General features: G+C 56.8%; 19 protein-coding genes, 2 tRNA genes and 2 rRNA genes. 9 read left to right on the forward strand and 14 right to left on the reverse strand.

Annotation, left to right across the window (positions count from 1 at the left end):
* Positions 1-168 precede the first annotated feature (168 nt).
* From ACLM45_RS11260 to ACLM45_RS11285, 6 genes are all read left to right on the forward strand, one after another.
* A tRNA-Ile gene (locus tag ACLM45_RS11260) sits at positions 169-242 on the forward strand.
* A 9-nt stretch (positions 243-251) separates the two neighbouring features.
* Positions 252-324: transfer RNA gene (locus ACLM45_RS11265), tRNA-Ala, on the forward strand.
* A gap of 420 nt (positions 325-744) precedes the next feature.
* Positions 745-3,610: ribosomal RNA gene (locus tag ACLM45_RS11270) — 23S ribosomal RNA — on the forward strand.
* Between the two features lie 116 nt (positions 3,611-3,726).
* Positions 3,727-3,843, forward strand: a 5S ribosomal RNA gene (gene rrf / locus ACLM45_RS11275).
* Positions 3,844-3,945: 102 nt separating this feature from the next.
* A complete protein-coding gene (locus ACLM45_RS11280) occupies positions 3,946-4,878 on the forward strand; it encodes a YihY/virulence factor BrkB family protein (RefSeq protein ID WP_006043082.1) in 933 nt (310 codons plus the stop codon).
* Between the two features lie 49 nt (positions 4,879-4,927).
* Positions 4,928-5,275, forward strand: a complete 348-nt coding sequence (locus ACLM45_RS11285) for a hypothetical protein (protein ID WP_038005408.1) — start codon at positions 4,928-4,930, stop codon at positions 5,273-5,275.
* Between the two features lie 30 nt (positions 5,276-5,305).
* Here the strand turns inward: ACLM45_RS11285 and ACLM45_RS11290 are convergent, their stop codons facing one another.
* From ACLM45_RS11290 to ACLM45_RS11325, 8 genes are all read right to left on the reverse strand, one after another.
* Positions 5,306-5,671, reverse strand: a complete 366-nt coding sequence (locus tag ACLM45_RS11290) for a DUF2834 domain-containing protein (protein ID WP_415409349.1) — start codon at positions 5,669-5,671, stop codon at positions 5,306-5,308.
* On the reverse strand, positions 5,664-5,945 hold the full coding sequence (gene xseB / locus ACLM45_RS11295; RefSeq protein ID WP_415409350.1) for an exodeoxyribonuclease VII small subunit: 282 nt from the start codon (positions 5,943-5,945) through the stop codon (positions 5,664-5,666). The genes ACLM45_RS11290 and xseB overlap by 8 nt, the downstream gene beginning before the upstream one ends.
* Positions 5,946-5,992: 47 nt before the next feature.
* Positions 5,993-7,141, reverse strand: coding sequence for an exodeoxyribonuclease VII large subunit (gene xseA / locus ACLM45_RS11300; protein ID WP_415409351.1), 1,149 nt, complete (start codon positions 7,139-7,141; stop codon positions 5,993-5,995).
* Positions 7,131-7,307 (reverse strand): hypothetical protein, encoded by a 177-nt coding sequence (locus ACLM45_RS11305; RefSeq protein ID WP_415409352.1) that lies wholly within the window; start codon positions 7,305-7,307, stop codon positions 7,131-7,133. Before ACLM45_RS11305 ends, xseA begins: the two co-directional genes overlap by 11 nt.
* Before the next feature lie 102 nt (positions 7,308-7,409).
* Positions 7,410-7,556, reverse strand: coding sequence for a chlorophyll a/b-binding protein (locus ACLM45_RS11310; protein ID WP_006043088.1), 147 nt, complete (start codon positions 7,554-7,556; stop codon positions 7,410-7,412).
* Positions 7,557-7,623: 67 nt separating this feature from the next.
* Positions 7,624-10,146, reverse strand: a complete 2,523-nt coding sequence (gene hrpB / locus ACLM45_RS11315) for an ATP-dependent helicase HrpB (RefSeq protein WP_415411423.1) — start codon at positions 10,144-10,146, stop codon at positions 7,624-7,626.
* A gap of 230 nt (positions 10,147-10,376) precedes the next feature.
* Entirely contained in the window at positions 10,377-10,760 is a 384-nt protein-coding gene (locus tag ACLM45_RS11320; RefSeq protein WP_006043091.1) for a hypothetical protein, read from the reverse strand.
* A gap of 56 nt (positions 10,761-10,816) precedes the next feature.
* Positions 10,817-11,077: a DUF2973 domain-containing protein gene (locus ACLM45_RS11325; RefSeq protein WP_415411424.1), complete on the reverse strand. Its 261-nt coding sequence runs from the start codon at positions 11,075-11,077 to the stop codon at positions 10,817-10,819.
* Positions 11,078-11,260: 183 nt separating this feature from the next.
* Between ACLM45_RS11325 and ACLM45_RS11330 the strand changes: the two genes are divergently transcribed.
* Positions 11,261-12,436 (forward strand): trypsin-like peptidase domain-containing protein, encoded by a 1,176-nt coding sequence (locus ACLM45_RS11330; protein ID WP_415409354.1) that lies wholly within the window; start codon positions 11,261-11,263, stop codon positions 12,434-12,436.
* Here ACLM45_RS11330 and ACLM45_RS11335 read toward each other — a convergent pair whose 3' ends face one another.
* Both ACLM45_RS11335 and ACLM45_RS11340 read right to left on the reverse strand, forming a co-directional pair.
* Positions 12,437-12,616, reverse strand: coding sequence for a hypothetical protein (locus tag ACLM45_RS11335; RefSeq protein ID WP_006043094.1), 180 nt, complete (start codon positions 12,614-12,616; stop codon positions 12,437-12,439).
* Between the two features lie 115 nt (positions 12,617-12,731).
* On the reverse strand, positions 12,732-14,456 hold the full coding sequence (locus ACLM45_RS11340; protein ID WP_415409355.1) for an ATP-binding cassette domain-containing protein: 1,725 nt from the start codon (positions 14,454-14,456) through the stop codon (positions 12,732-12,734).
* A 74-nt stretch (positions 14,457-14,530) separates the two neighbouring features.
* Here ACLM45_RS11340 and ACLM45_RS11345 point away from each other — a divergent pair, with 74 nt between their 5' ends.
* Entirely contained in the window at positions 14,531-14,701 is a 171-nt protein-coding gene (locus ACLM45_RS11345) for a hypothetical protein (protein WP_415409357.1), read from the forward strand.
* On the opposite strand, the gene ACLM45_RS11350 is transcribed toward ACLM45_RS11345, so the two are convergent.
* Both ACLM45_RS11350 and ACLM45_RS11355 read right to left on the reverse strand, forming a co-directional pair.
* Entirely contained in the window at positions 14,679-14,906 is a 228-nt protein-coding gene (locus tag ACLM45_RS11350) for a hypothetical protein (RefSeq protein ID WP_006043097.1), read from the reverse strand. The two genes, ACLM45_RS11345 and ACLM45_RS11350, sit on opposite strands and share 23 nt — an antisense overlap.
* Positions 14,907-14,985: 79 nt before the next feature.
* Positions 14,986-15,300: a hypothetical protein gene (locus ACLM45_RS11355; protein WP_415409358.1), complete on the reverse strand. Its 315-nt coding sequence runs from the start codon at positions 15,298-15,300 to the stop codon at positions 14,986-14,988.
* Positions 15,301-15,440: 140 nt separating this feature from the next.
* On the opposite strand from ACLM45_RS11355, the gene ACLM45_RS11360 reads away from it, so the two are divergent.
* A complete protein-coding gene (locus tag ACLM45_RS11360; RefSeq protein WP_038005413.1) occupies positions 15,441-15,761 on the forward strand; it encodes a ribbon-helix-helix domain-containing protein in 321 nt (106 codons plus the stop codon).
* Here ACLM45_RS11360 and ACLM45_RS11365 read toward each other — a convergent pair whose 3' ends face one another.
* A complete protein-coding gene (locus ACLM45_RS11365) occupies positions 15,762-16,925 on the reverse strand; it encodes an anhydro-N-acetylmuramic acid kinase (protein ID WP_415409359.1) in 1,164 nt (387 codons plus the stop codon).
* Positions 16,926-16,936: 11 nt separating this feature from the next.
* Complete coding sequence (locus tag ACLM45_RS11370; protein WP_006043101.1) at positions 16,937-17,641, reverse strand: potassium channel family protein; 705 nt, start codon at positions 17,639-17,641, stop codon at positions 16,937-16,939.
* Positions 17,642-17,664: the final 23 nt, after the last annotated feature.

The following is a 17,664-nucleotide window of genomic DNA, read 5'->3' on the forward strand; positions in this document are numbered from 1 at the left end:
GATTTTGATGTCTGAGTATTTTATTCTTAGGCCAAAATCCTGTCACCTTAGGTCGATCGGTACCTCAACTTTGAAGCTATCAAATTTGCAGCAATGCAAGTGAGGATAGTGGAAATTTTTAGTTCCTAAACTTTGTCTAGGTCACACCCCTGAAGGGATGAGACTCCTGGGCCATTAGCTCAGGTGGTTAGAGCGCACCCCTGATAAGGGTGAGGTCCCTGGTTCAAGTCCAGGATGGCCCATTCGGTGTTGGGGGTTTAGCTCAGTTGGTAGAGCGCCTGCTTTGCAAGCAGGATGTCAGGAGTTCGAGTCTCCTAACCTCCACTGACCAAACTGTATCCCCATCTCCAAAAGGAATTGGAGTATGAATTCGATTGGAGTGTGATTTTAGACGTGTCCGCTGGATGGACCCCAGCTTCCTGTCATTCCAAATGAAAGCAAAAAAGATTTTGCTAATTGATTTTGGTTGATAAGATGCTGGGCTCAATTCAAATGATCAAGCAATTGATGATTTGGTTTGAAGTTCTAGCAGAACCTTGACAACTGCATAGGTAAGTCTGGAAAGAATAAAGCATCTCTCATGGATGCATCATTCTTTTTAAGGATGATGTCGATTCTTGAGCAAGAGCCGAGACTCCATCACGTTCTTTTGATTGTGTCGAGCAATCAAGAGTTTGATTTTTGATTCAGCAATGAATCAGGAAGAATCTGTTTCAACGACAGCAAGCGTGTTGGAGATTATATGGTCAAGCTACAAAGGGCTCACGGCGGATACCTTGGCACACAGAGGCGATGAAGGACGTGGTTACCTGCGATAAGTCTCGGGGAGCTGGAAACACGCTTTGATCCGGGAATTTCCGAATGGGGCAACCCCTAGAACGGCCAGCTGAATCTATAGGCTGGCGCGAGCCAACCCAGCGAACTGAAACATCTTAGTAGCTGGAGGAAAGGAAAGTAAAAACGACTCCCTAAGTAGCGGCGAGCGAACGGGGAAGAGCCTAAACCGACAGTTTCGACTGTCGGGGTTGTGGGACAGCAATGTGGATCAGGAATGTTAGTGGAAGTGTTTGAAAGACACGCCACAGAAGGTGAAAGCCCCGTACACGAAAACTGAACTGACCTAGCTGTATCCCGAGTAGCACGGAGCACGTGAAATTCCGTGTGAATCAGCGAGGACCACCTCGTAAGGCTAAGTACTCCTGTGTGACCGATAGCGAAACAGTACCGCGAGGGAAAGGTGAAAAGAACCCCGGGAGGGGAGTGAAATAGAACATGAAACCGTGAGCCTACAAGCAATGGGAGCCCTACTCATAGGGTGACCGTGTGCCTGTTGAAGAATGAGCCGGCGACTTATAGGCACTGGCGGGTTAAACCGGAAATGGTGGAGCCATAGCGAAAGCGAGTCTGAATAGGGCGTTTGTCAGTGTTTATAGACCCGAACCCGGGTGATCTAACCATGGCCAGGATGAAGCTTGGGTGATACCAAGTGGAGGTCCGAACCGACTGATGTTGAAAAATCAGCGGATGAGCTGTGGTTAGGGGTGAAATGCCAATCGAACCCGGAGCTAGCTGGTTCTCCCCGAAATACGTTGAGGCGTAGCGTCTCGTGCTCCAGCAGGGGGGTAAAGCCACCATTTCGGTGCGGGCTGCGAGAGCGGTACCAAATCGAGATGAACTCTGAATACCCTGTGTGTAGCGAGGCAGTCAGACTGTGGGGGATAAGCTCCATGGTCGAGAGGGAAACAGCCCAGACCGCCAGCTAAGGTCCCCAAATCAACACTAAGTGATAAAGGAGGTGGGATTGCCCAGACAACCAGGAGGTTTGCCTAGAAGCAGCCATCCTCAAAGGAGTGCGTAATAGCTCACTGGTCGAGCGATCCTGCGCCGAAAATGAACGGGGCTAAGTGTTGTACCGAAGCTGCGGATTTATGGTAGGGGAGCGTTCTATGTGGGGCGAAGCGTTAGCGTGAGCGGGCGTGGACTTCATAGAAGTGAGAATGTCGGCTTGAGTAGCGAAAACATGGGTGAGAATCCCATGCACCGAAACCCTAAGGGTTCCTCCGGCAGGCTCGTCCGCGGAGGGTTAGTCTGGACCTAAGGCGAGGCCGAAAGGCGTAGTCGATGGATAACAGGTCAACATTCCTGTACCGGTTATGTTTTGGGAAGAGGGACGGAGAAGGCTAGCCAAGCCAGATGTTGGTTACTGGTTCAAGCGTTCGAGGCGTTGAGGAGCGGCGAAAACGTTCCGAGCTGAGGCGTGAGTACGAGCTGCTACGGCAGCGAAGTTGGTGATGTCAAGCTTCCAAGAAAAGCTCTATACCCGTTAAGGCATAACTGCCAGTACCCGAAACCGACACAGGTGGGGTGGTAGAGAATACCGAGGTGCGCGAGGTAACTCTCTCTAAGGAACTCGGCAAAATGGCCCCGTAACTTCGGGAGAAGGGGTGCCACCGCAAGGTGGTCGCAGTGAAGAGGCCCTGGCGACTGTTTACCAAAAACACAGGTCTCCGCTAAGTCGCAAGACGATGTATGGGGGCTGACGCCTGCCCAGTGCCGGAAGGTTAAGGAAGCCGGTCAGCGTAAGCGAAGCTGGCGACTGAAGCCCCGGTGAACGGCGGCCGTAACTATAACGGTCCTAAGGTAGCGAAATTCCTTGTCGGGTAAGTTCCGACCCGCACGAAAGGCGTAACGATCAGGGCGCTGTCTCGGAGAGAGGCTCGGCGAAATAGAATTGTCTGTGAAGATGCGGACTACATACACCCGGACAGAAAGACCCTATGAAGCTTTACTGTAGCTTGGTATTGTGCCCGGGCTCTGAATGCGCAGGATAGGTGGGAGACGTTGAAGCAGTGCTTGCGGGTGCTGCTGAGTCAATGGTGAGATACCACTCTTTCAGAGCTAGGGTTCTAACGTTCACCCGTTATCCGGGGAGCGGACAGTATCAGGTGGGCAGTTTGACTGGGGCGGTCGCCTCCTAAAAGGTAACGGAGGCGCGCAAAGGTTTCCTCAGGCTGGTTGGAAATCAGCCGACGAGTGCAAAAGCAGAAGGAAGCTTGACTGTGAGACCTACAAGTCGAACAGGGACGAAAGTCGGCTTTAGTGATCCGACGGTTCTGAGTGGAAGGGCCGTCGCTCAACGGATAAAAGTTACTCTAGGGATAACAGGCTGATCTCCCCCAAGAGTTCACATCGACGGGGAGGTTTGGCACCTCGATGTCGGCTCATCGCAACCTGGGGCTGAAGTCGGTCCCAAGGGTTGGGCTGTTCGCCCATTAAAGCGGTACGCGAGCTGGGTTCAGAACGTCGTGAGACAGTTCGGTCCATATCCGGTGTATGCGTAGGAATATTGAGAGGATTTCTCCCTAGTACGAGAGGACCGGGAGGAACGCACCTCTGGTGTACCAGTTATCGTGCCAACGGTAAACGCTGGGTAGCCATGTGCGGAGTGGATAACCGCTGAAAGCATCTAAGTGGGAAGCCCACCTCAAGATGAGTATTCCCATGGGGTAACCCAGTAAGGTCACGGGAAGAACACCCGTTGATAGGCTCTACGTCGAAGTCCAGTAATGGATGCAGCGGAGGAGTACTAATAGACCGAGGGCTTGACCATTAATTTGGCTCTTGTCTGAGGCAAGTTTTATTTAGACCAGACCCATTATCTGAAGTGAGAGCTTTGGGTAATGACCTATGCAGTTCTCAGGGTTCAACCCTTGGGAATGTATCTATCCTGGTGTTCATGGCGCTGTGGTCCCACTCCGATCCATCTCGAACTCGGTTGTGAAACGCAGCAGCGGCGACGATATTTGGGGGGTAGCCCCCTGAGAAAATAGCTCAATGCCAGGTAAAACATTCCAAACGAAGAAAGCCACCCCTTGGAGGGGTGGCTTTTTTTGTGCCTTATTTTCTTTGCACGCTAGTTTGGAGTAAGGGTGTAAATGTGATCTGATGGCCAAACGGCTGCTTCTGCGCCGAATCGTGCGTTCGCTTTGGTTGGCTTATCAACGCTGGGCAGGAAGTGATTGTATTGATCTCAGTGCTGCTTTTGCCTATTACACACTGCAATCGATTTTCCCAATTCTGCTGATTTCTTTGTCCCTCGCTTCATTCTTGTTGGGTAGGCAGGATAATCTCGATCAGCAGATCATCTTTTACGCCAGTGGTGCTCTGCCACCGCCTGCTGTTTCAATCGTGAGGCAAACGTTGAATCAGCTTGTTCAGCAGGGCTTTGGTGCCGGGCTTCTCGGTGCAGCAGTCCTGCTTATCACTGCGGGTAACGTTTACCTCACTCTGCAGCGTGGCGCTGATCGTCTTTGGAGGGATGTGCTTCGCCCTCTGCCAGAGTCCATGCCCTTTGGCGCGCAAGCTTTTCAGTTTGTACGGGTACGAATTGAGGCCTTCTTTATTGTGATCCTGATCGGTCTTCTGATTGTTGCTGATCAAATTAGTGTCAATTTGCGGATGATTCCTGCTGGTGTAGTGCAGGATTTTCAGCAATCTCTGCCCTGGCTCGGGGATTTCCTTGATGCGCTTCCTTTGCTCCAGGTTGGACGTGTGTTGTTCTCTTTTGTTGGGTTTTCATCGATGGCTCTGCTTTTGCAGGCTCTTCTCCCAAGTCGTCGCGTGCCATTTATCCCTTTAATTCCAGGATCTTTGCTGATTGGTTTTTTGCTTACAACTTTGAATTTAGCGGTGAGTCGAAGCATTCTTTCTCTGGGTGCTCGCTTTCAAGCCTATGGTGTTATTGGTGGCGTCCTAGTGCTCACATTGTGGGTGTATATGGTTGGTGTTGTGATCTATTTTGGTCAGTGCTGGAGTGTTGAGCTCGCTTTGATGAGGCAAAAGCAGTGTGGAGATCCGCTTGCTTCTCGTGTCCATTGATCAGCGAATCAAGTAATTATGGATTGTGTTCGTTCATGTGAGGCTGTGGATGGGTCGTGTTCCTCCTCTTGTCTGGCTGCTTGCTTTGCTTTTGTTGCTGCCCACGACGGCTGGACGCGCTTTGGTAGGGATTTTTGGCGGAGCTGCTCTTCTGCTGCTGACGCTCTCTCTGGTTTTGGGAGGTCTCGGTTGGTTGGGTTGGAAACGGATGAAAAGCCAGTTCAAGGTCTGCGGCAATTGCGGTACGACCAATCTCGGCTCGGCGTCGGTTTGCGCAGCCTGTGGTTCTGCTTTGGATATGGGCTCTCAACCATCGGCAAGCAGTTCCTTTGATGCTGATGCCACACCCGCGAGTTCGGCGACCATCGATGTCAGCGCTGAGGACGTGGAGTCATGAATAGGCAGTGAATATTTGTGAGTACGTCTTCTAGGGGTTTGATTTCGTATCGGCATTCAATGCAAGTTCATTCAGCCTTCGTTCGCGCAGATAGAGAAATAGTGGGCCACCGCAGGCAAAAGAAATGGTGACACATGCAAGGAGTGTGAATTGCCAACCTTTGACATCCAGGCGTCGGCCCTCTACAACGATCCAGATCGTGAACGCGCTTGCGGCCACCAAGAGATCACGGCTGAGTGAGCGTGAAGCGGCTGTGAGATTGGCATCTGAGATGAAGCCTGCGAGATCGAAACCACCCGTTGAACTGGATTGAATGAATTCAATGTTTGCTTGCCAGGGAAGAATGCCACCGAGAACAGCAAGCAGCAGGTAGATCCATGGCAACGCTTTAGGCACGAGGTGGATTCTCCGTTAATTCACGTTCCAGCGTATCGGGGTTGAGTTGGGCAACGTTCTGTTCGATCTTGTTCAGCAGTTCTTCGCATCGGTTCAGATAGATCTCGGCCCGTTGATGGCCTCCTTGCAGTTCAGCTAAGGGGATTGAATCATCCTGGAGTTTCGTCAGCAGCAGATCCAGTGCTTGGAGCGACTCCTCATAGCTGAGAGATTCTGCATCCTCCTGCCACTGGCGCTGGGTGTCATTGCCTTTCGGTTTCGTTGGACGCGGCATCGGGATGCTTGGGTGCTGTTGTGGTGCTTTCTGCAGTTTGAGAGGACTCAGGGTCTGGACCTGACTTCTACTGTGCTGACGTCGATCTCTCCGTCGCTGAGGTGAATCACCAGTGGCTGAGATGGACTGGCTTCGGCAACGGATTGAAGCAGGCGCCCCTCGCTGTCGGTGACCGTGGCGAATCCACGGGCCAGCCATCGTTTAGGGGACAGGGCCTGCAGCAGCAGTCTGCGTCGGTCCAGACGATCACGGCGATCTGCGACGACTGCTATTGGATCAAAGCGAGTTAAAGACATCCGTCTCTGTGCCAGCCGTTCCTGCTCTCTGTTCAGTCTCCAGGTCTGATATTGAACCAGCTGAGTTCGGCATTGATTGAGGTATTGCAGTGCCGCGTTCCGGTTGGGAAGAAGAGTCACAATCGCTGCGGTCGGCGTAGCAGCTCTGAAATCGGCCACAAGATCCGCAACTGTTAGATCGTCTTCATGGCCTAGACCTGTCACCACTGGGACTGGGTACTGCGCCAACGTTCTGCAAAGCGCTTCATCATCGAAGACCATCAGATCCTCGCGACTCCCTCCCCCTCGCGCCAGAACGATGGCATTCACATGCAATGCCTCGATTTGATCGGCCAGTCGTTCGAGTACAGCGCAGATCTGTGGTCCTACCTCGCCTTGGACGGGGATGGAAATCACGAGGAGCTCGGTCAGCGGCCAGCGTTCCCGCGCCGTGCGCAACATGTCGGCGAGAGCTGAACTCGGAACGCTCGTGAGGAGTGCGATCCGCTCGGGTGCAGGTGGAAGGGCTCTCCGCCTCGAGGGATTGATCAATCCTTCTTTGCTGAGAACCGCTTTCACCGCTTCAAAGCGGCGCTCGATCGTGCTTCTGCTGGGACGCAGGTCGATCGCCTGAATGGCAAGGCTTGCTCGAGTGGCCCAAAAGTTCAGTCTCCCCACCACCGTGACGCCTTCGCCCTCAGCGGGCACGAAGTTCAACTGCTGCAGCCTTGAAGCCCAGCAAACAACCGTGATGCTGGCGTTTCCGTCGCTGAGCGTTAGCCAGAGATGCCCTTTCTTGATCTGCGGACGCAGGGCGCTGCCGTGCACAAGAAACCTTGGAGCAAACCCTCGTTCGAGAAGGGCTCCGACGGAGGCATTTAACTCCTGTACGGAGTAGCTGGGAATGGAGTCAGCGTTCAAGGCGTCGGTAGGCGAACCCCCAGTACAAGCAGATGGCACTGGACAACACACTGACGACTTGCCCCCAAGGCCGGTTCAGTTGAGTGAGGGCTATGGCAAGAATCACCAATCCACTACTGAGCAACCTCGCACCATCGCGGCGGTTCTTGGCAAAAAAAGTAGGCAATTGACTCACAATGCGGCTTTCACTCTCGCGCAGAGCGCTTGTCACAAAAAAACCCACCGGTGACCGGTGGGTAATACAACGGATTGGTGCTTGATGCCGAAATCAGCCGAGGCCGATCTGGGACAGGATGCCCTGGCCGGTGAGCAGTTCGGTGCCCAGGCCAATCACGAAACCGAGCATGGCCAAACGGCCATTCCAGGTTTCAGCAAAGTTGACGAAGCCGAAGCGGGGTTGCGCGGAGTCAGACATGGTGGAAGGTTTTAACGGATCCAATGTAACAAAGGGTTGACTTTTATTGACTGTCGTTACGGCAACATCAAGGGGCTTTTTTAGTTCTGCGTGTTGCGACGGCCTCCGCCGGAGATTCAGGCCAGGGATGCTTGGGGTACCGGCCGCGCATCTCCTTGCGAACGTCGTGATAGCTGCCTTCCCAGAATCCCCGTAGATCCCTCGTGCGCTGCAAAGGACGGCCCGCCGGGGAGAGCAGTTCCAGGGTGATCGGAAGGTTGCCGTTCAATAGGTGAGGACTGTCTGTGCAGCCGAACATCTCCTGAAGCTTCACGGCGAGAACGACCCCCTCCTCTTCGTAGGTCAATGCCGCATCGCGCCCACTGGGGATGCGAATTGTTGTAGGCAGCAATGCATCCAGTTTGCGCCGAAAGTTCCACGCAACGTCTCCCCAAAGCGCTTCAATCAGGCTCGCTTCATCCAGCGCCCCCCAGCGGCGGAATCCCAGGCTTGCTTCTCTAAGCCAAAGCTCAGGATGATTCTGGAGGAAGGACCTCTCACGGCATGGCCAAGGTGTACCGATGCGCTGGTGGGCCAGCTGAAGCCGTCGGCGAAGTTGCTCGCTGTGTTGACTCCAGGGCAAGAGCGCTAGCCCCTCACGCCTGAGCTGTTCGAGTAAGACAGCACTGATGGCATCGGCCGAAGGGTTGGACCAAGGCTGACTCCTCAGCTCTAGAGCGCCGAGAGAGAGAACCCGCTCCGCGCGGATTTTCTGTTGTCGGTCGTCCCAGTCGACGTCTTCCCGCCACTGCCCTTCGGATTCAGCGACGCTTTCAAGCCAGCTGCTGGGCATGGGGATGGCCAGGCGGATCCGTGCGTCGCGACCACTGAGATCGAGCTGAGCCACTGCGAGCGCTTCGGCATGGATCAATGGGTCGTGTTCTGGAAGCGTTGCTCCTCGTCCTTGCCTCAGCAGAAACTGTCCCGGGCGTTGGTCGCGGGCTAGAGCGAGCCATTCGGGGAAAGCCTTGGCGACCAGGTGTCCAGCCATCACGTCCCATGATTCCCGCGGTTTTGTGCCGCAGGGGATCTCAGTGAGCCCTGCCAGCTGCTGTTGCCATTGCTTGCTCTGCTGAAGGATTGTCCCAGAACTGGTTGTCCCATCTCGTCGCCCCGATTGCCGAAGCAACTGAAGTCTGCGGAGGAGGTCGCACCCCTCAGAACGGGCGCCAGGCAGGTCTCGTTCGCTCAGAAGTGCCGCGAGATCACAGCCAAGTCGCTCCAGTCCCAAGCGACGAGCTTCAACCATCATCAGTCCCAGCCTGGGATGAACGCCGAACATCGCCACGTGATGCCCTCCCTTCGTGATCTGTCCTTCTGAATCGATGAGACCGAGCTGCTGCAGTTGCTGACGCCCTTCAAGAAAGAGGGCTTGTGGAGGTGGCTCCAGCCATGCCAGCTCCTGCCCTAAGCCCGCTCCCCAGCGGGCGAGATCGAGCAGAGTCGGTTGTGGATCAGCCCGTTGGAGTTCTGGTAGATCCTGCAGAGGGCGACGCTGTTGTTCTGCAGGAGACCACAGGCGGACGCAGCGCCCAGGCGCCTGTCGGCCGGCACGCCCCCGTCGTTGATCAGCGCTGGCTTGACTTGCAGGAACCGTCTCCAGGCCCTCCATGCCGGTACCCGGGTCAAACCGTGTGTGCCGGCTCAGGCCGGCGTCGATCACCAGGCGAACGCCGTCCAGGGTGAGTGAACTTTCAGCGATCGATGTGGCGAGCACCACACGGCCATCCCATTCGTGATTGCAGGGCTGCAGTGCGTAGGCCTGCTGGTTCAGGGACAGCAGGCCGTGAAGAGGAACGGTCTCCCAGGTTTTCAGCCGGTTTGAGCTTCTGATCTGTCTGAGGCAGCGCTCGATCTCCTTGATGCCCGGCAGAAATACCAGAACAACCGGCGGATGGGGGCTGATCAGTCGTTCGTTTTCGAGATACGGAAGCTCCGTCTCAAGCGCGCGGAACACATGTTGTTCAAGGGGCTCCTGGTGGCGCCGTGGACAGTGGAGGGTGTCCACGGGAAAGGCCCGTCCATCGCTGCGCAGCGTCCTGGCCCCGCCCAGCTGTCGGCTGAGATCGCCCAGCTGAAGTGTGGCTGACATCAGCAGCACCCTCAGATCCGGCCTGAGCAGCTCCCTGGCCTCTCGCAGCAGTGCTAAGGCAACGTCGCTGTCGCGACGGCGTTCATGAAACTCATCGAAGATCACACAGGCCACCCCGGGGAGGTCGGGTTGTGCCTGAAGCCTGCGCAGGAATAAGCCATCGGTGATGGCTTCAATGCGGGTCTTTGAGGACCGCCTTTGTTCGTTGCGTACCGAGTACCCCACCCGTTCGCCGATGGGTTCGCCGAGAGAGTGCGCAAGACGTGCTGCTGCTGCCCGCGCTGCCAGTCGCCTAGGCTCGATCAGAAGAACCCTGCCTTCAATGCGCTGTTTGCCGGCAAGCTCGCCGAGCAGCGCCAGCGGAACTCGGGTCGTTTTTCCGGCACCAGGCGGAGCTTGCAGGATCACAGTGGCACCTGGGATCAGCAAAGACTGCAGCTCAGGCAGCAAGGGATCAATGGGGAAGGGACCCGTCAGGGGCTGCTCCCGTTAGCTGAGTAGCTCGAGAACTCCCAGTAGGAGCAGGCTGCTGAGCGCTCCCATGGCTGCGAGGAGGCGGACAAGCGGTGCGAAGCGAAAACGGAGTGTGGCCATGAAGAAAACCTTAAAGGCCGGAGTGACTCTGTTCTAGTCCGGTTCGTCTTTTTGCACCAGCTCCGGTTTGCAGGGCTTCACAGATGCGCGTTTGATCAACGCACGTGTCTGGCGCCATCAACAGGGTGGTACTCCTCGCCTGTGAGCTCCTCGTACACGATGGCTGGAAGTCCCGTTTCGAACATGGTCTGGAGGGCTTCCTTCAGATAAGGGTTCCAGCCACCGGTGCTCACCTGCCCATGCCGCACCGTCCAGTCCCATGTCCCCTGAAGATCTCTTGGGATGCGCCCTTCACGATCTCTTCGGGCCACGAGGTCGAGCGATTCCACAAGACCAACCTGCACGGGCTCCTTGCCGTAGGCGGGCGTCAGGCTCAGTTCCAGGCGCACGGGATCTTCCTTGAGAAGGCGAAGCCGGAAACGCGGCGGCAACTTCACGGATTTGATCACTGCAGCAACGATCCGTGTTCTTTGGTCCACCAGGCAGTTCCCCCTACGAGTCCGAGACGAGCTGTCATGCAGCTCATTCGTCCAACTTATTCACCGGAGCGATCAGCAGGTTCTCCCTCGTCGTCGTCGCTGAAACGAACCGTCAGCAGATTTTCCTCGGTCAGGCGGCCTTCGCCATCCAGTAGCTCGGGATGGATGGTCACCTTTCCAGTCCGATCATTGCGACTTGCAGGCGCATTCAGCGGTCTTCCTGCAGCACTGAAGCCCCGACCCATCACCTTGAACGCCTGCCAGAGCAGGGCCAGGAAGATCAGCCCGTAGAGGAGAGGAAAAACACTACTCAACATGACGTAAGCCTGAATGGGGGTTGGGCGCAAACCTCCGTCCTCCATCATCGCTTCTGCTGGGGGGAAGCGGCATCGATTCCTTGGCATCGGTCGCATCCGGTCATGGAACGGTCGGGCTTCCCCTCTGTTCTCTCCCAGGATTGCTTCCTACGGTCTGATACAAGATTCAACGCCTCTTCGCCCATGGCTGTGGCCGTTCCCTCCGCTCCTCGGATTTCGGCGCGACGTGTCCGTCACAAACGTGGGTTGATTCCACTCGTTGTGACGGCGTCTCTGTTTGGTCCCTTGATCGCTCTATGGACGCCCAGGCATGCCAAGGCCGTCCCAGCCCCTTCGTCTGTGCTGTCGTCGCAATCCTTTGTTGCTGGTGCAGTGGCTCGAAGCGGCCCTGCTGTCGTCACACTCGAAACGCAACGCACGGTGAGGACATCAACAGGCAATGGAATGCCACAGGGGCTGCTGGTGGACCCCTTCTTTCAACGGTTTTTCGGTCTGCAGGCTCAGCCGGCTCCCCGCTCCCGTGTTGAGCGGGGCCAGGGAAGTGGTGTGATCTTTGATGCCCAGGGCCTTGTCCTTACGAATGCCCACGTCGTGGAAAACACCGACCAAGTGATGGTGGGACTTCCGGATGGTCGTCGTGTGTCCGGTCAGGTTGTGGGGCAGGATTCCGTGACGGACCTGGCCGTGGTGAAACTGGAGGGTGGAAGCAGCTGGCCAACGGCTCCTCTCGGGGATTCCGATCGGCTCCGTGTTGGGGATTGGGCGATTGCTGTCGGCAATCCTTTCGGTCTCGAGAACACGGTCACACTGGGAATTGTGAGCAACCTGAATCGCAATGTGTCCCAGCTGGGAATTCAGGGCAAACGTTTGGATTTGATCCAAACCGATGCAGCCATTAATCCAGGCAATTCAGGTGGCCCTCTTCTCAATGCCAGTGGAGAGGTGGTGGGCATCAACACACTTGTGCGCTCAGGTCCGGGCGCTGGGCTTGGATTCGCGATCCCGATCAACCGTGCAAAGACCATCGCCATGCAGCTCGTCGAGCAGGGGCGAGCCAGTCATCCGATGGTCGGGATTGGTCTCTCCTCAATCCCTGCATCCGCTCCTGGAGGGATAGCACCTCCAGGAGCCGTGGTGCGTTCCGTCGTGGCGGGTGGTCCGGCCGCTCAGGGGGGGCTGCAGGTCAATGATGTGATTGTGGCTGTGGCAGGTGCTGTTGTGAAGAACCCTGCGGAGGTGGTGACAGCGATTGACCGTAGTGGCGTAGGGCGACCTCTGGAGCTTCGTGTTGAGCGTCAGGGTCGATCAGTTCCCATCACGGTGACGCCGGTGGACATGCGCGCTCTGAAGATGCGCTGATCATTCCTCATCAGCATCACGCAGCTGCTCGACACAGCGCGTGATGCATTCGCCGTCGTCAAGATTGCATGTGGTGATGCATTCGAAATAGGTCTCAACCGCATCCCAGGTCTGCTCATGGTCTGCTCCATTGGCTCGGTTCTGGTTGAGGCCTGAGGGCAGGGTTCCTGGGTGTGTCATCAGCTGCCGGGATCAGTAATGTCAGCTTATGCACACGTTTTGGGTGGGTAAAGGGAAATGAGTCTTCCTTCCTAGCGGTTCATGAAGTTTCGTCTTGCTGTGTCGAATTGCTGCGTTAAGCCGCCTTTTTGCGACGGCTTTCGCGCTCTTTTTGCTTGTTGCGTTTGGCTTGGCGTTTGGCCTCCTGCTGCGCCTTCAGCAGCGCTTCGCCAGCAGCTTGACGCTCTTCCTTTTTTTTCTCGAGGTAGTAGTTGTAATCACCGCGATAGAGCACCAGCTCTCCGTCGCGCAGTTCAACGATCCGGTTGGCAACGCGGGAGATGAAATAACGATCGTGCGACACGAGCAGGGCAGCCCCTTCGTAAGCACAGAGTGCGTCCTCCAGCATCTGCTTGGCCGGAATGTCGAGGTGGTTGGTCGGCTCATCGAGCACCAGCAGATTGCAGGGGTTCAGGAGCATCAGGGCCAGTGCCAGGCGTGCTTTCTCGCCGCCGCTGAGCTGTCCAACTTCTTTAAAGACGCTGTCATTGCTGAAACAGAAGCTTCCCAAAAGGGAGCGCACCTGGGTTTGTGTCCAGTCCGGAACGGCTTCGAACATGGTGTCGATCACTGTTTTTCCGAGATCCAGTGCTTCTGCCTGGTTCTGTTCGAAATAGCTCGCCACGATGTTGTGTTCGCCAAGGGTTGCTGACCCCTCATCCGGCGTTTCCAGCCCCATCACCAGACGAAGAAGGGTGGATTTGCCAGCGCCGTTTGGGCCGACGAATGCGATTCGATCTCCGCGCTCCACTTCAAGTTCAGCGCCCAGGAAAAGGATCTTGTCTCCATAGCTATGGGTGAGGTTGTCGATCAGGGCAACCTGCGCTCCGGATCGGGGCGCGGGGGGAAAGCGGAAGCTTGGCCCCGCCACCGATTCGATCGGTGCCTCCACGCGATCCACCTTCTCGAGCTGCTTTTCCCGGCTTTTGGCTTGGGTGCTGCGGGTTGCACTGGCTCGGAAGCGGTCGATGTAGGCCTGCTGCGCAGCGATGTCCTTCTGCTGGCGCTCAAATGCAGCTTGCGTGGCCTCCTGCTCCAGCGTCTTCTGCTCGAGGTGAGCTGTGTAGTTCCCCAGGTACGCCCGGGAGATTCCCCGTTCGGTTGAAACGATCTGATTGCAGACCTTGTCAAGGAAGGCTCTGTCGTGACTGATGACTACCAGTGCGGCGGTTTGTGTCTGGAGGTAGTCCTCAAGCCATTGAATGGTTTCGACATCCAGGTGATTGGTGGGCTCGTCGAGAAGCAGCAGATCCGGGTCCTGAAGAAGGATCTTACCGAGAGCGATGCGCATCTGCCAGCCCCCTGAATAGTCCTTCACTTGCCGTTCGGCCCCTTCAGCTGTGAAGCCGATGGTGGGAAGGAGTTTGTCGATCCGTGCATCCAGCTCGTAGCCATGCAGGGATTCGAATCGGGTCTGCAGGGCTCCAAGGCGGTGGATAAGCCGGTCGAGATGGTCTGGATCGGCAGCGGCCTGCTCCGACCCCATGGCCAGCTCCACCTGCTTCTGCTCAGTCAGCACCTCCGCCGCTTCGCCAAAGGCCTGGAATAGCTCTTCACGAACCGTGCGCTCAAGGTCCACATCGAATTCCTGCTGAAGAAAAGCGATCCGGGGTTCTCCTTGACGAACGATCTGGCCGCTACTGGGCTCTTCCAGACCGGCGATCAGTTTCATTTGTGTGGATTTTCCCGCGCCGTTCACGCCGACAAGGCCAATGCGGTCGCCGTCTTTCACCTCCCAGGTCACATCCCGGAGCACCTCTCCTGTCGGATAAATCTTGCTGACGCGCTCAAGTCGCAGCACAGGGGGCGAAGGCAGATGCCTTCATCATCCCGTGCCGGGGTGAGGGCAGACTGGGGATTGATGAGGCGGCGCTGATGCGGAGGCTTGAGCAGTTCGCAGCTCTTGTGGTCGCGGCAGGACTTGCGCTGGTGAGTTATTGGTTGTTCTTCAGCTGGGCTGGAGGTGGGGGAACTCGGGAGCGTCGAGTGGATCCTCCTCGGTCGCCTCAGTCTGAAGAGCGGGTCAGAGCCCCCCTCTCGCTTTGATCAACCATTGCTTGCTCAGGTCGTCATCGAGATTGTTGATATGAGCCTTCACCTCGTCGGCCGTGACGGGAAGCTCTAGTTGCTCGCCGATTGCGCAGATGGCATCAATGGCGCCACCAGGATTCTGTAGTGCCTGGCGAAAGAGAGAACGGGTGAGTTCTTGGTCACCTTCGATTCGTTTGTAGAGCGCGGCTGCGTTGCCCATGACACACCCATGACTGACCCAACCCTATTCACGACTCGTGAATCAGTCCTGAACACGCAAGACCTAAATCAGACCGGAATCAGGCGGCTTGGTCGAGATCAGCCTCCTTCAGGCCTGCTGCTGAGGCGTCTTCCATACTCCGCGCATCCATGCAGAGAACTTTGCGCAGCTGGGCATAGTTTGCGGCTTGGGATGGACGTCCTTCCTGAACAGCGCTGTATTCGGCGCGTTGGAGGACATGGTGTAGGTGGGTCAGTAAGTACGTGCTGATCACAGCAGACACCAAGACGTCACTGTTCTCGTTGGTGCGACGGGTCCGGCGCGCACCGCTGGTTCGCCTGGCGCGAGGCGTCGTCTGACGGGTGCTGGTGGCCTGGCTGGTGGAACGGGGCATGGCAGTCCTAGCTGAACGTCGAGATGGGAGTTCTGATGAATGAACCGTGTGTCAGGGGTCGGATCGATGACCACATCATAGTGATGGATACTATCCTTGCGCATCTCTGTACACTTTTAAGTAGCTCTGGGTCTGCGGTTGTGGCAACCCGCCAAACGTCATCCAGCGGGAAGCCGAAGTCCCCTCGGATTCAAGTGGTGCTGCCTGAAGATCTGTGCGTTCGCCTTACTGCACTCGCGGAGCAGGAATCACGCACCGTCAGCAATATGGCCAAGGTGCTGATTCAGCAGGGCGTCCAACGTCTGGAACAGGGGGAGTCTGCTGTGCAGCCCTCCGTATCTGCTCCGCTTCAGTCCCCGACCGAGCGCCTCCGGTCTGCACTTGAGGCCCAGCAACCGAGGCGGTTGCGTGGTGCGCCTCGACGGGTTCGCTTGCATCGTCCCAATGGGCCCGGCGCCTGATCAAGCTGGGTCCACACGGTGACCAAGCACTGTGGCTTTCGATGCGCCTGTGATGGCAGGCGCGTTGCCGGGATGGCCGGATTGATGCCACCAGGCCAGAAGTGCGAAGACGAGTGCTTCACGGAACTGCTCTGGGAGATCCAGTTCACTGCTGGGGCGCACATGCACTCCTAGGCATCGCTGCCTGAGCTGCTGCATCAGGGTTTTGTTCTGGCAGCCCCCACCCGCAACCAGCAGCTCTACGGGCAAAGGCTGACCTGCCGATGTCAGCCGGTGCAGGTCCTGGGCCACCACTGCAGCGCTGAAGGCGGTGAGAGTAGCCAGCTGGTCCTCAGGTGCATGGGGACCGAGCTGTCGGAGTCGCCGGTTGAGATCCTCCTGCCCGAACACCTCCCGTCCAGTTGATTTCGGCGGTGAGCTCAGGAAATAAGGCTCCTGAAGCCATCGTTGGAGGGTCTCCTCGCAGACGGTCCCACGTGCTGCGAGCGCTCCATCCTGGTCACAAACTTCTCTTCCTTCGCTCAGCCGGGCCATGGTCAGATCCATCAGCGTATTGGCTGGGCCGCAATCCCAACCCAGCACAGGGTTCTGGCGATCCGGGCCAGCCTTTGGTGGAATCAATGTGATGTTGGCGATGCCGCCCAGATTGAGAAGTCCTCGCCATCCGTCGATGCGACCCATCAGAGCGGCATCCGCCATCGGCACTAAAGGTGCGCCTTGTCCTCCGAGCACAAGATCGGCGGCTCGGAAGTCATGAACAACCGGACGTCCGACCAGGTGCGCCAGGAGTGGAGCTTGCAGCATCTGCCAGCTGGCACCTCGACGGAGGACTCCATCCGACCGGTCGTTTTGAGAAGGAGGCGGGGCGTGCCAGATCGTCTGGCCATGACAGCCCACCAGGCTTGCCGATCGTTGAGGGTCGCAGAGTTGCGCGGCTTTCGCCTGCATCTCAGTCACGGCCACTGACATCTCTAGTAGATAAGAAGCACTGATGGCCTCACCCTGGGCCACATGAACCAATCGCTCTTTCAGCTCTGCTGGGTAGGGCACCGATGCGGTGCTCAACAGAGCCCAGTCCGGGGCATCGGGTCTGCCTTTGAACTGAGCGAGCGCTGCATCAACCCCATCGGCGCTGGTTCCGCTCATCAGGCCGAGAACGCGCATGATTGAGCTGTTCAGATTCTCGGAAGATTCTGAAGGTCCTCGGTAAGCCCCATGACGACCAAGACATGCCCCTTGAGCAAAACGTGAGACGCGGGAGGATTCACCAGCAGTTCTCCTGCAGGGCCAGCTGCAAGAACATTCACCCTGTGGTTTTTGCGCAAATTCAGATCACGAAGTGATCGGCTTACGAACCGTTCAGGGACCTTGATCTCTTCAATCGAGTGATGCTCATCGAGCTCCAGCCGCTCCATCAAGTTGGGGCGCACCAGCTCGAGCCCCAAACGTTCACCCTGCATGCGGGAGGGGAACACCACGCGATCAGCTCCAACGCGCTTGAGCATCTTTTCGTGCAGGTCGCTGGTGGCTCTCGCAATCACTTGTTGGACTCGGGTCCCAACGCTGTCTTTCGCGATCAGGGTGGCTGTAATGCTTGCCTCGATCGGCTCACTGATGGCCACAACCACGGTGTCCATGTCAAGGATGCCGGCTTCGCGGAGTGACTCCTCATCGGTGCAATCCACCACTCTCGCTTCAATGGAAGGCTCCAGTTGGCGCAGTTCCTCGATTGCCTTTGAGGAGCGGTCGACGGCCAGCACCTCGGCGCCGTTTTGCATGAGCTGACGACAAACTGCGCTCCCGAAACGTCCGACGCCGACAATCCCGAAACTCTGTGGATCGTTGACCGAGGACTGTGACCAATTCCACCAGTCCCTCATGACAGCCTCTCCAAGGAACCTCG

It is taken from the genome of Synechococcus sp. A10-1-5-9 (genome assembly GCF_047716785.1).
Taxonomy (GTDB): Bacteria; Cyanobacteriota; Cyanobacteriia; order PCC-6307; family Cyanobiaceae; genus Synechococcus_C.

Excerpts from the sequence above, each read along its gene's own strand:
- ACLM45_RS11280 (WP_006043082.1), top strand. The coding sequence starts at position 3,946 with ATGGCCAAACGGCTGCTTCTGCGCCGAATCGTGCGTTCGCTTTGGTTG.
- ACLM45_RS11285 (WP_038005408.1), top strand. The coding sequence starts at position 4,928 with ATGGGTCGTGTTCCTCCTCTTGTCTGGCTGCTTGCTTTGCTTTTGTTG.
- xseB (WP_415409350.1), bottom strand. The coding sequence starts at position 5,945 with ATGCCGCGTCCAACGAAACCGAAAGGCAATGACACCCAGCGCCAGTGG.
- ACLM45_RS11310 (WP_006043088.1), bottom strand. The coding sequence starts at position 7,556 with ATGTCTGACTCCGCGCAACCCCGCTTCGGCTTCGTCAACTTTGCTGAA.
- ACLM45_RS11325 (WP_415411424.1), bottom strand. The coding sequence starts at position 11,077 with ATGTTGAGTAGTGTTTTTCCTCTCCTCTACGGGCTGATCTTCCTGGCC.
- ACLM45_RS11330 (WP_415409354.1), top strand. The coding sequence starts at position 11,261 with ATGGCTGTGGCCGTTCCCTCCGCTCCTCGGATTTCGGCGCGACGTGTC.
- ACLM45_RS11335 (WP_006043094.1), bottom strand. The coding sequence starts at position 12,616 with ATGACACACCCAGGAACCCTGCCCTCAGGCCTCAACCAGAACCGAGCC.
- ACLM45_RS11345 (WP_415409357.1), top strand. The coding sequence starts at position 14,531 with ATGCGGAGGCTTGAGCAGTTCGCAGCTCTTGTGGTCGCGGCAGGACTT.
- ACLM45_RS11350 (WP_006043097.1), bottom strand. The coding sequence starts at position 14,906 with ATGGGCAACGCAGCCGCGCTCTACAAACGAATCGAAGGTGACCAAGAA.
- ACLM45_RS11355 (WP_415409358.1), bottom strand. The coding sequence starts at position 15,300 with ATGCCCCGTTCCACCAGCCAGGCCACCAGCACCCGTCAGACGACGCCT.
- ACLM45_RS11365 (WP_415409359.1), bottom strand. The coding sequence starts at position 16,925 with ATGCGCGTTCTCGGCCTGATGAGCGGAACCAGCGCCGATGGGGTTGAT.
- ACLM45_RS11370 (WP_006043101.1), bottom strand. The coding sequence starts at position 17,641 with ATGAGGGACTGGTGGAATTGGTCACAGTCCTCGGTCAACGATCCACAG.